The 11,596-nt window shown below is 50.7% G+C and carries 15 protein-coding genes; 3 read left to right on the top strand and 12 right to left on the bottom strand.

Features of this window, described 5'->3' with window-relative positions:
• From PMW67_RS09330 to PMW67_RS09300, 7 genes are all read right to left on the bottom strand, one after another.
• Positions 1-666: DUF3825 domain-containing protein (locus tag PMW67_RS09330; RefSeq protein WP_271739636.1), on the bottom strand; the 666-nt coding region annotated here is incomplete at its 3' end.
• A 45-nt stretch (positions 667-711) separates the two neighbouring features.
• Positions 712-1,224 carry a Fic family protein gene (locus PMW67_RS09325; RefSeq protein ID WP_271739634.1) on the bottom strand — a complete coding sequence of 171 codons (513 nt, stop codon included), beginning with the start codon at positions 1,222-1,224 and terminating at the stop codon, positions 712-714.
• 196 nt (positions 1,225-1,420) lie between these two features.
• Positions 1,421-2,110 carry a helix-turn-helix domain-containing protein gene (locus PMW67_RS09320; protein ID WP_271739633.1) on the bottom strand — a complete coding sequence of 230 codons (690 nt, stop codon included), beginning with the start codon at positions 2,108-2,110 and terminating at the stop codon, positions 1,421-1,423.
• On the bottom strand, positions 2,091-2,759 hold the full coding sequence (locus PMW67_RS09315; RefSeq protein ID WP_271739632.1) for a DUF3990 domain-containing protein: 669 nt from the start codon (positions 2,757-2,759) through the stop codon (positions 2,091-2,093). Before PMW67_RS09315 ends, PMW67_RS09320 begins: the two co-directional genes overlap by 20 nt.
• 198 nt (positions 2,760-2,957) lie before the next feature.
• Positions 2,958-3,563 carry a nucleotidyltransferase family protein gene (locus tag PMW67_RS09310; RefSeq protein WP_271739630.1) on the bottom strand — a complete coding sequence of 202 codons (606 nt, stop codon included), beginning with the start codon at positions 3,561-3,563 and terminating at the stop codon, positions 2,958-2,960.
• Between the two features lie 61 nt (positions 3,564-3,624).
• A complete protein-coding gene (locus PMW67_RS09305; protein WP_271739628.1) occupies positions 3,625-4,302 on the bottom strand; it encodes an RloB family protein in 678 nt (225 codons plus the stop codon).
• A complete protein-coding gene (locus tag PMW67_RS09300; protein ID WP_271739627.1) occupies positions 4,295-5,590 on the bottom strand; it encodes an AAA family ATPase in 1,296 nt (431 codons plus the stop codon). The genes PMW67_RS09305 and PMW67_RS09300 overlap by 8 nt, the downstream gene beginning before the upstream one ends.
• Before the next feature lie 265 nt (positions 5,591-5,855).
• Between PMW67_RS09300 and PMW67_RS09295 the strand changes: the two genes are divergently transcribed.
• The 3 genes from PMW67_RS09295 (at position 5,856) to PMW67_RS09285 (ending at position 7,505) form a co-directional block, all read left to right on the top strand.
• Positions 5,856-6,197 (top strand): hypothetical protein, encoded by a 342-nt coding sequence (locus PMW67_RS09295; protein WP_035138300.1) that lies wholly within the window; start codon positions 5,856-5,858, stop codon positions 6,195-6,197.
• 154 nt (positions 6,198-6,351) lie between these two features.
• Positions 6,352-6,636, top strand: coding sequence for a hypothetical protein (locus PMW67_RS09290; protein WP_271739625.1), 285 nt, complete (start codon positions 6,352-6,354; stop codon positions 6,634-6,636).
• Positions 6,636-7,505: a hypothetical protein gene (locus PMW67_RS09285; protein WP_271739623.1), complete on the top strand. Its 870-nt coding sequence runs from the start codon at positions 6,636-6,638 to the stop codon at positions 7,503-7,505. Before PMW67_RS09290 ends, PMW67_RS09285 begins: the two co-directional genes overlap by 1 nt.
• Before the next feature lie 340 nt (positions 7,506-7,845).
• Here PMW67_RS09285 and PMW67_RS09280 read toward each other — a convergent pair whose 3' ends face one another.
• The 5 genes from PMW67_RS09280 to PMW67_RS09260 form a co-directional block, all read right to left on the bottom strand.
• Positions 7,846-8,952 carry a hypothetical protein gene (locus PMW67_RS09280; protein WP_271739621.1) on the bottom strand — a complete coding sequence of 369 codons (1,107 nt, stop codon included), beginning with the start codon at positions 8,950-8,952 and terminating at the stop codon, positions 7,846-7,848.
• A gap of 250 nt (positions 8,953-9,202) precedes the next feature.
• Positions 9,203-9,811 (bottom strand): hypothetical protein, encoded by a 609-nt coding sequence (locus PMW67_RS09275; protein ID WP_271739619.1) that lies wholly within the window; start codon positions 9,809-9,811, stop codon positions 9,203-9,205.
• A gap of 12 nt (positions 9,812-9,823) precedes the next feature.
• The gene (locus PMW67_RS09270) at positions 9,824-10,768 is read right to left on the bottom strand and encodes a hypothetical protein (RefSeq protein WP_271739617.1); all 945 of its coding nucleotides are present in this window, start codon (positions 10,766-10,768) and stop codon (positions 9,824-9,826) included.
• 160 nt (positions 10,769-10,928) lie between these two features.
• On the bottom strand, positions 10,929-11,234 hold the full coding sequence (locus PMW67_RS09265) for a hypothetical protein (protein ID WP_271739615.1): 306 nt from the start codon (positions 11,232-11,234) through the stop codon (positions 10,929-10,931).
• Positions 11,235-11,273: 39 nt separating this feature from the next.
• Positions 11,274-11,477, bottom strand: coding sequence for a hypothetical protein (locus PMW67_RS09260; RefSeq protein ID WP_271739613.1), 204 nt, complete (start codon positions 11,475-11,477; stop codon positions 11,274-11,276).
• Positions 11,478-11,596 lie beyond the last annotated feature (119 nt).

The raw sequence follows: 11,596 nt of genomic DNA, 5'->3' as shown, positions 1-11,596 counted from the left end.
GGCCCCGCCGACCGATTGCAAGCGGTCGGCGGGGCCATTGTGGCCCTTGACAGTGGATTGGGTCATATGAGCGAGCGTGTAGTTTGCGGCGGCGCGGCGGGCGGCCTCGACGACGGCGCCCTCAAAAGCGCGGCGCAGCAGCAGCGAGTTGTCCTCCCCCATCAGGCTGGCGGGGATGCGCGTAAGGTTCTCCTCGTCGCCCAGAATGTGGTCGATGTTGGAGCGGATGGGCAGTCGATAGTCAAAGACCAGCTCGGAGGGGTCCTCGGCAAAGCGCACGCGGCACGGCAGGTACTCAAACGAGACCAGCATGGGGTCGCTCTCCTTAAAGAAGCCCTTCAAAAACCAGCGCTGGCGCGCGTCGGGCTTGGTGTTGGGCTCAAACAGGCCGTAGATGGTCTCGTAGCGACGCGTGTACAGGCCGGTATTGAACAGGCAGCGGTCATCGTCGAACACCAGCGGCAGGTTGGACGGCCCGGTCTGGTCCAAGTCACGCTCGGTCAGGAACACCGCGCGGCTAAACGAAAACGACAGGTAGTTTTTGAGGATGCGGTTGCCGGGACCCCAGTCCTCGGGGTCGGCGAGATCGACCAGACGGTCGTAGCAGGGCTCGGGGCAAAACGCAAAGTCGTAGACATTGCTGCACAGGGTGCTAGGGAGTTCCATGTGGCGTCCAATCAATTCATTAACCGGCGTGCGGATGCTTAGATTCTATACGAGCGACAGATCGCCCGTGCCCGCAACGAATCCGCAGCGCAGCTCTTCGGCTAGCTCGCTGTTCGTGCGGCGACTGGAAACGAGGTCCTGGATCCAGGCGTAGTACTGGTTGTCTTTTGGTTCGGGGCTGTCAGACAGCACGACCGGAGTGCCTGCGAACCTTAAGACGGACAACGCAAAGACAAGGCTGGTTCGTTTGTTACCGTCTTCAAAGATGTGGTCCTTGACCATGTGCTCGGCCACGTAGGTGACCTGGTCAAAGATGTCTGCGAAGCGATCGGCCGGCGATTGACCGAATATCGTACAGAATGCACCCGCAAGCACGGACTCGACGCGTCCAAGCTCAAGCGCGGCCCGGTCGCCTGTGGCGTCGGTTGTATAGCAGCGCCCGACCGTCATCAGCGTACTGTGCAGGCGCATCACGGCCGCGGCCATATCTTCGAGCGAACCGGCATCATCGAGCACGAGCGGCGCGAACGGATGCGCTCCCGGCTTCGTGTCCGCCATCATGAGTTCTCCAAGAGCCTGAGCGCGTTGGGCATGTTCGAAATGGTCAGCCGAATAGCTTCGTCGATTGACGTGGTGCCGCCGAGCAAAATCGGTGATGCTGTATTTGCCACGTGCGAAGTTGAATGATCTTCTTGAGCAACGCAATCAGCGCCGTCATCTTGTTGAACATGGCTCCAAGGCATGTCTGACTCCTCTATAGCTTTACAGACGAAATAGCCTGCGAGTCGTACTCCAGAGCAATCGGTTGCCAGACGAGGTCTTCGATGGTGCAGTTTAGGGTGTCTGCAAGCGCCAATGCCGAGGAAACCGAGGCGCGGCGTAGGTCGAGCTGGTTCTGCTCGTAGAGTTGTATGGCGCGAAGCTTAACCCCCGATTGGGCGGCGAGCTGTTTTTGCGTTAGTCCGGCAGCCTTTCGTGCCGCCTTGAGGCCCTTTTTGTCCGCTTGGGCGTTGTTCCATTTTTCGATGACAATCTGGGCGAATTTATCTTCGGAGGCCTCGTGGAGCGGATGGTACGAGCCGATGATCCAATCGAGCGGAGCGACTTCGAGTAGCTTATTAAAGCCCAAGCTGCTCATCCATTGCGTATAGGCCATAACCCACCCCGCCCAATACTGAGGCGAACGGTCGAACGGATAGGTCTCCCTACATCTGACGGGGGTCAGTCCCGCATGGGCGATAATATCGCGCGCGAGCTCGTCGCCCGCCATGCCGCAGACGACGCGAGGCATACCGCGCTCAAACTGTTTCATCTCAAGAGCGTTCGACATGATCGCCGTCAACTCGGCTGGAGTCAGCCCTTGGTCACAGAGAGCAAAATCGACCGCCTCGCCCAGCGTTCTCATTGCATCCTCGAGATACATCTCACTGTAGGCGTAGGTCATCGCCCGTCATCCCCTCTCGAATGATATCGACGATACGTATTCCCTCAAACGGGTTTTCGGCAAGGAGCTCCCTATACTGCGCCCTTGCCGCTTCATCTCGTTCCTTGGCCAATGGACCATACAGAGCTTGCTGCGCACGTTCAAATCCAGCAAAACGAATGCTCTTAAACGCACGCTCGCTTTTGAGCACAATCTGCTCCCCCAGGTTACCGAGCCTCATAGATCGTCCAAGCTGATCGACGGTGATCGTATTGTTTACAAAAGCTCTGGCATAGCTAAAGTACGAGTCGTCCGCACGCCACCCCCTTATTACGTCGCAAGTGCTCGTCTGAGGTAGAAAGTGATCATGGAGATATTCGCACGCCCCCGCGGCAATGGCGGTATCTTTGCGAAAAGAACGATGCTCAACGAGCAACGCTATCCAATGCAGGACGCAATATTGCGGCGATAGCAAGTCGAGAACTTTGAGATCGGCTATATCGAGTTCATAGCGATTCGCAAAGCCATCGGCATCGCGCGAGCATGCCCATTCCCTTGCAAGGTCGAGGCTCTCTGTGCAATAGAATCCCTGTCCATAGTCGTTATGGATTTTCCCCAGGCCAAGCTGGGGAGTCTCAATGATTTTCTGAGAACCATGCCACAGTTCCACGCGAGTCTCCTAACAGGTATCGCTCTAGCGATAGTATAACATACTATCGCTAGAGCGATACCTGTATTCAAATAGCAAGAGGGTGTCTGGAACCGAGTTTGAGTTCAATACTTGCTTCTAAGGCTCGCCGAGTCCGGAAGTATGCGACAAAATTCAGACTTGCTGATCATGCCGGAGCACACTAACGCCTCGTCCTGCTTACAGAGCTTCATAGACACGCACCTCATCTTGCTCGATGCTTTTGCGGAATGCCGGGCGCATGTGCTCTGGTGGGTTGGTGACGATATCAACCTTTCGCCCAAGTTCCCTCTCGAGCTCATGGGTGAGTTCGTAAAGCGTGCCGAACGTCATGGTGTTGCCGCAGACTAGGCGCAAGTCAATATCGCTATCGGGCGTTTGCTCGCCTCGGGCAAACGAGCCAAATAAATAGGCTTCGCTGACGTCGTATTGAGCCAGCACGCGGGAGGCGACGGTGGATATGTCGGAAGGCGAAATCATGGGATATTTTCCGTTCAACAGTAGAGCGTCAGGGGGCCAGCGCCGAAACCGCCGGTCCGGCTTTTGCCGTTCTGCAAGCTCGAAGATAAACGGAGCGTTTGATCTGACGAACTCGGTCAAAAAATCCAGATCGTCAGTAGAAAAACCTTCGACATTGAACCAATTAACCGCAGGCAAGAAGCATTCCGCATGGTCAGAGCCAAGGTCAACCGGACGCTCGACGGCTACGCGAACGGTCCCGTCATCTCTTGTCTCTGAGTAGGCAAGCTGAGTGCCGTCATCTAGCTGAACATAGCTCCAAAGCATTGCTACCTCGTTTACAACTTTTTGAGTTAAAAGCCTGCCCCCTAACGCGGGTTGAATCACACTAGTTACCCGACCCAAATACGTCATCTACAAGATCAGGCAAGTCTGTCCATACTTGATAGGCGGCAACGTTGTCCGGATTCAATTCTCTTGCACGACGTTTATTATCCGTATTGTGCTTTGCGGCATTGGTCAAAGCCTGGCCCTTGTTGCCGTCAATCATTTCGAGATTTACCGACTTGAACTTTGACGCGGAAGACCTGTTGGGGTCAGTAGATTTTAGAACGCCAAGGTCGCGCGCTCTTTTCTCACATTGTGGCGTCGATGCAAAAGTTTCCGGGCATGGTGAGACATGATCGATAAGCCATACTTCAAAGCATGGGTTGGAGATCGCGAGCCTAACTCCCTTTGTCTTTGCTTCTCGTTCTGCTGCGGCTAGGTTTCTGAATTCATCTGAATCGACTACGATCCATGCGGAACTCAATGCTTCGATTTCGCCTGCTTTAACGGCCTTTTTATCTGAATCGAGCTCTCGCGAAAGCTGCTTGGCCACCTTCAAAGGGTCTCCGTCAATATGCCGATACCGCACGCTTCCGCGAACGTCCATTTCAGTAATAAGGAAGTTAAAGTATTCGGTTTCGGTCACCTTTCCATTGGACACAATTAGGTGGCGCTTTCGCTTGGCTCTTGTCTGCTTTTTGCGGCCGCGAGCAAGTCCCGTCCTTTCTGTTTTAGCCATCTATGTCAGCACCTTCCTTCATGAGTTGGGCCACAAGTTGATGAAAACTTGGGTTGGGCAGCGGCACATAGACACCGTTTAAGTAATTGCGCCCCAGATTCTCATTTGCACGAGGCGAATACTCCATCGCAGCAATTAATTGCGAAGCACCTTCAGAGTCCTTTTCCACAAACCAGACCTGGTCACGTTCAAGCACCTCTTCCATAGGGCTGGTTCGCGTCATCAAGGTGACATCATGGGTCGAGAAGATTAGCTGCGCGCCCTTTGGATTTGTGTCGGGATCGGCGAACAGTGAGACGAAGTCGCGCAGGAGCGTAGGATGAAGGCTCGAATCAAGCTCGTCAATTACTGCTGTGGCCCCACTGCTTAAAGAACGTAAGGCTACCGAGAAAAACGCCAGCGCAGCTTTTGTGCCCTCCGATTCATGGGCGGAGCCCAGCCAAAAGCCATCTCCCGAGCCTTTATGGTGGAAGAACAGGTCATAAGCGAACGACAATTTAAAGTCTTCTGCAATTTTATTACGTGCCTCTTCCGGAATCTCATCGAGTCCAATGAGTGAGTCTTTTAAACCCATGACGCCTTCCGCTTGACGGACATCTATGCCGTCAATTCCGATATCAGCATATTTAATGAGCTGAGATAGCATCTGAGCTCGAGCGTCATCGTTGATAAACAGCTTTTTTATGGTGGCGAGTTCTGCTAGATAATGCGTTGCATCATAGAGATTGATGTCATTGGCAAGAGCTGTGAATACGGGTTGAATTACATCACTTCCAGCCGCCGCTGCGGCAGATAAGAACAAAGAATTATTGCGCGTGATATCCCAAAGTTGTTTTTTTGCACCTGTAAAGGTACTACCAAATTTAATTGACTGTTCCCCGTTTATCGAAGAGCGGTCATAGAGAAGGGACGGCTGTTTTGATCGATACACAGTGAGGTTTTCATATCTAACCTCATTTTTGTTCACACCAAATGAAAACTCATACTTTAAGTTGCTAGCGATAAAATCTATCGAGAATTCTGTGTCACTTGATCGGGATTCCGAGTCAAGTAAAAAGGGGACGATGGGTATTTGAGAATTCGCATCGCCTGCCGCATAACCTGTACGAACAAAGTAAGAGACAAAGTAAAGAGCATTTAGGAAATTTGATTTGCCTGACGCGTTTGCGCCGTAAACCGCAGCCACTCGCACAGGCCCAAGTTCCTTTTTGCTCGAAATCGGTTCAAACGAGAACTGCTGAGTATTTCGAAAGCTCTGAAAGTTCTTAAATGAAAAATTGAGGATCATCTTTAGAATCCTTTTCAAAAAAGTTGATTCACCGCAGACATTCTTTAATAACAAGGAAAATTATATTGTTTTAAAACCATTATTTGTTAGTTTCGAACAAATATCTACTTTAAATTGAGATTCAAACTAAAGGTCTCAGCAAGTCTATACAACATAATGTCTGAAACTGATTTTCTACACTGCTTTTAAGAACAATTTTTAATGATGTCCGCACGCGGCTTTAGATTTCTTTTGTCCATCAGAGCTGTAAAACGAAAGGGACGAAATGTTGTTTTGCAAGGACGGGTCCAGTTGGCTGGATGTTATAGATGATGCAGGCGTTCTGGTTCGCCGCCTAGAAATACTTGAGAACCTTCTCCGAAAGTGCACCTTCGATATGCCGAGAACAGAATGCAAGTTCGTGGATGATACCGCTGAGGGATATGACGGAAGCGAAATGTTGCTGTTTCTCGATGAGTCTTTATTGGAGCTGATTGAAGGCTATAGAACTCAGATTGAGAAATACAAAGTTGCATCTAAAAGGGGCCAGACCGACTTTGGAACCAGCACAAGCTTAGGAAGAAAGAAATCGAGGATCCCCGCTATTCAAATTGATAAAGCAGCATAATAAATTTGAATTTGGGTAGGGCTGAAAGGTAACACGGAGGTCATACCTTAACCCTGTTTGCCCTCGTCATTCATTCACTTGTGACGAGGGCCTCGCACCTTCTATAAGAGCGCGAGTTGAATTATGTTTTACTTATAAGGGCGGAGGATCCGGCATGAGCAAGAACAAAAGCGACCAGAACGCGCACGAAGAGCAAGTGTTCAATGATGTTCTTAGGCTATCAATGGCCTCGGGTGGATACAAGAAGAAAGCTGCCTTGAAGGTGTGTGGATCTATTAACGCAGACAGCGAGTGCCCTGATATTGTTATTACCCGCGAAAATGGATCCATTGTTGGTTTGGAGCATTTTAGAATCGACCATAACATCAAACATGGTCGAAACGCTCAATCAAAATCTGCTGAGCTCACATCTGCGTTGAAAGCTGAGCGCGAAATCTAATGTCAAGGCTTGAAGCCGACGATGTTTTGCCGGAGGAATTGGCGAGCATCGTCGCAAACTATGTCTCGTTGGCAAAATATCATCAAAGCTGTGCATGCTGTGACGATCTGACGCGCTCTCTAGATGCCCGATTGTTTGGTGGAAAAACAGGTCATGCTCGCAAATTACCTAAATACCGCAATCACCTTACTGAACTTAGCGGTGATGATGGACGCATTGAATTGGGCTATTTAATTGAAATTCATTCAGATTTTCAGGGATTATTCATTCATGATGGAACAAGAGTGGCCCGCCTCGACAGTGGACAATGCCCACTTTATGCGGAAATTTACGATCTCCTTTTCAAGGCATCTTGCGAGGTCGATTGGATCCTAATAGGTTTTTACCCATGCCTGACTGACCAGATTGCGAATGCCGCCATCATAGATTGTCGTAACAATATGTTTAAGGAGAGCTGCCGCAGGCAGCGTCTTAAAAGAACGGAATTTTTAGGTCTAGGTAAAACGGAACCCTTTCTCAAACAAAGCAGAGCCGGAGAAACAGAAATTGAGCTTTGCGCAGATAAGGTAAATATCACAATCGAAAACCCCGCTGAAGGGATTTGCCCTGAGCTTCTATTTGGCACCGCGATCATTGATGCTGCAAGAGCATTAAATCTTGATAGAAGCGGTGAACCGTATACAGCAACGATTTCTGTTCAATTGATTTACGAACTCGTGCGGATGAGGAGCAAGGGGATTCGAGGCATTGTGACAATTTACGATGTTATGCGGCTGCTTTTAGAAATTGAGTGGGCTGTATTAAAACAAGAAATTGACAGTTTTGGCGTACGGTACAACATTTCCGAAACACCAGACTTTTGCTTATAGACAATCCGGGATGTCACTAAGAAACCAGCTCATACAGCTCACCAATGAGTCCGGTTTAATATTTGCCCGCTTTAGCACCGTCGAATATTGCGAGGCAACTCTGATGGTCTTTCGCTTGGGCACCAGGGTCGACAAAGATCCCGGTGCCCTTTCGTTGCCTTCAGTCTAACCTGCGACATTATTGAATGCTTTTCTCATTCATGTGGACCTGGGTCGCATGTCACGATTCAGCCCATGATCACGTCCGTATGGCCTCTGCCTTCGATAATTGGGTGCCTATAGACAAACACGCAAATAGTTATACCTTGTGAATGTCTCTTTCTTCCAAATGGCAGCTATCTCAACAACGACATGCGGCAGCTAGAAGCACTGTAGCAAGCAGGAAAAACGTAAAGGAGACTGCGATCCAGTTGCTGTCGCCGGTCTTGGGGAGTGTCGCTGCGGTCGCGCTGGTGGCTTTAGGCTTGGACGGCGCAGGCACCGTGGTCTTGGTCACCCTCGTCTTGGTCGTTATGTTTGTCTTGGGCGACGTAGCCGCAGGCTTCATTGCGGGAACCGTCGTTGGCTCCGTACCGGGTTGCTCTGCAGCGGGACCGGCGCCACCATCAGGCTTGCCCGCCCCGCATCCAGGCACGTCGCGCCCGTCGGTCTCCCCCGCCGGAGGCGTGGCGACATCGGGCTCAACCACCACATGCGGGGCCACCGCACCGGCAGCATCCACCACGCCACCAGCACCAAAGGTCCCACCGGCAGGTGTCACAAACCGCGCGGACACAACCGACCCGCCCGTGCACGCAACGCCGCCATCGGCACCGGCCGCATCGAGCCACGAGGCGTCGACGGAAAGCCGGCAGCCGGCCGCGCCATCGCCAAGACCCGCGTCCTGTAGATATACGCCGTAGGCGTGCACACCCGCTCCGGACCCGGCGCCCGCGGCAACGACGCGCCCGCCGCCGCGCACGGCCATGTCGCCAGCGATCACGCCGGCGACCGCCTCGTCCGTGATATCGGCCCCGTCTGCCCGGACATCGACGGTGCAGCCGTCCACCGCGAACGCCTGCGAAACGTGGATCCCGCACTGCGAGCCCGTCGCCGTCAGGGTCCCGGTGCCGCGAAGCGTCAGGCTGCCCCACACCTCCATGCCGCACAGCGTGATGTCCGCATCGGGCGCATGCGACTCCGTCACGGAGTTTTGCCCGGCAAGCGTCAGCACCAGGTTGCCTTCGGCGCCGATGGCCTCGCCCGCGTAGCCGTTAAGCTCCAGGTGGTCGGCATCGGTCCAGGTCCAGCCGGGGCCCGACACGCCCGGCTCGCAGTACGTCGCGCCCGCGATGATGAGGCTCTCCGCGCCCGCGGCATAAGAAGGCCCGCCCAGCAAAACGCATAGGCAGGCCATGGCAACAATCGCAATGTGATGACGGCTGGTGTGGGACTCGGCGGCAAACATACCCGCTCCGATCTTCGCAGGAGCCAATAGAATGTGCACCAGAAAATGCCCTGGTAGCAGCAGTTATCAGTTTAGCGAGATCAAGCCGTAAACAAAGTAAATGCCCCTGAGTAGTGCCGATAATTAGGTGTAAATCGTTTTGCCAGTCGGTGAAAGGAAGGAGTCTCGCTACATCAATTGATGCTACGCTTACTATGATCTGCTTAAAAAGCAACTCGATTTATACGCCGACGGTAACCTCACGGTCAAATTATAGTATCGATTCCGCGTCGGTTTGAGTCTTGGGCATTTCCTCGCAACCCTTTAGGCAAATAAATATTCTCGTGAAAACAAAAGTGTTATAAAGCAGGGATTTCGTTTCGCACACTATTCGAAACGAGAGAGCTAAATACATAAAGCAGATGAGCACTTCAACATAATAATCGCAGCAAATCACTGCAATCAATTTTAAAAACGAAGTTTGATCGATTAGAGAGATCAAAAGGCTCAACGTAAATGCTGTTGCAAATAAAACAAGTGCGTTCTCGTAGTAACGAAGAAAATTCAATAGTGGGTTACCTTCTTTTGAAGCCAGCCCATGAATATACGCACCATCCAGCAGACTGAAAAAGATTGCAAAGATTGAGAGCGCAACTCCGAATAACCCCAAAAACACATCCTTTAATGTCATGGACAAATTCACAATTAACTCAACGGAATTCGGAGCATTAAGCATATTTAGTGAAAGAACCAAGGAGATAACTGAAACTCCAATGGAGATTGGCAGGTTTCCTTTAACGGGCTTTAACTCGTGCAGTGCACCACTGATTAATTCGCCAACACTTCTTACTTCAGCAAATTGGGAAAGAACGTCAGGCATTAAGAGACCCTTCTAAATTTTATTAACGAGTAATTCGAGGATATTAAGCGCTTTGTAATAGAAGGATGCATTATCTTCACTTGCTTCAGGTAGATAATTGCGTTTCATGCAGTAGTCTGCAATTCTCTTGTCGTCGCCACCGCTTAGATTTCCAGCACTTGGAATCTGAAGCTCTGAACCAAGCTGATTGTCAGTAATTTTGACTTTTGTTCCATCAGATTTTTCACCGGTTACCGTTGCTGAGGCGACGCCAGAGGCAATGCTATCCTGGAAAAGGTCAGAAATCCCCTTAGCTGATTTAGGAGAATTGAAAGTTAAATTTCCCGTTTTTGAGTCAACCGAATTCATTGCGGAACGAACACACGCTAGTATCGGTCCTGGATCAATATCATTGTTTAAAGGGAAAAATCGAAGATTAATTGACTTTATTTTCGCAAATTCGTTGATGGTCTCATCAATACTATCAGGCAAGGGCATGTTAACAATATTAATTACAGCATTAGGAAGTTGAGGCAAGCCTGCCTTATCCCTTTCTCGGTTAACCTCGCGAGTGTAACGATCGACAACTTTCCTCAAAACGGCTTGAAAACTCTTGAGATTGGGGCTATGACCCTCATTCTTGATAAGGATCATTCTATGGCTCTTGAGATAGATAATAAATCGAGAATATGGAGCGGTTGGGACGGAGCTTGGAGATGGAACGAGCTCATTATCGACAACGATAGTCCGCACCCGGTAATAAGTTTCACGAATCAAATTTCCCGTGAGAACATATTCTGAATTTATTAGCTTTAGCTCAACATCTGAGAAATAGCTGACATTTTTGGAGGTACGAACTTTCTGTTCGTTGCAGAACGCTGGATACAAAATGTCTTGGAAGTGGGTCAACATGGGGTCATTATCTGGCCCATATGTAATGTTGAAATTTGCAATACTTAGTTTTTTCACTTCGTCCATATGCATCCCTTAAATAACAATTATTGCGCGGGCACTCTTGTTTGTCGCGCAATATTTTAGTTCATATAAGCTTAAGGTCTGCGCCATGACAAACGCTTCATATTGTGGATGTTTGTCAAATAATGCCTTCGAATATGCAACTCAAAGAAAGGTAAAGGCGCTAAATCGTCTCGTCAGCCTCGTTCATCAGTCGGTTGCAGATATAGATGAGTTTTTCGCTCTTTAGGAGTTGATTAAAAACACGGTCGAGATCTTCATCGTTTTGTATTGTGACGTTGCACGGCTCGGCCTCTTTGAACTTATAACGGTCATGGATCTTTTCAAGATCCTTGCACACGCCTCGGTCGATGGAAATGACGGCAGGGTACGACGGATCGAATTCAATGGTGAATACCCTGAATCGATATCTATCCGAACTAATCTCGAAGCAATAGGAATTCTTCTTGTACAAGTCGTCTGCATTCATAAGGTCGACTTTTGGAGTTTGATCTAATGCGCTGGTTGGTTATTGAGCGTTGGTCAAAATGGTTGTTTTTACGGTAGCGCTAACAGCGTAGCCCTGGCCGAGCAGCCGCTCGAATACCACCTGCGAGTTGGTGACGCCCTTCCGCAGGAGATCGTCCGCCGGGCCGGTGTGCCCGGCGAGCACGCCCGGCGCGGCCCTCCTCCCGCTGTTCCCGTGGGGCAGGGCCCTGAACCCGTGGGTCATGACCGTCCTCGCCGGGGGCGGGTGAGCCCCGTCCTCCTGCAAAACTCCGCGAGGTTGCATGCCTGCGGGTCGAACCCGTCGCCCTCCTCCGCGGCCATCTCCCGGAGCGCCGCGTCTAT

The sequence above is a fragment of the Collinsella aerofaciens genome, from assembly GCF_028209395.1.
In the GTDB taxonomy this organism is placed as follows: domain Bacteria; phylum Actinomycetota; class Coriobacteriia; order Coriobacteriales; family Coriobacteriaceae; genus Collinsella; species Collinsella aerofaciens_AZ.
The sequence above is the reverse complement of the archived record's forward strand: the minus strand, read 5'-3'. Positions and strand labels throughout refer to the sequence as shown.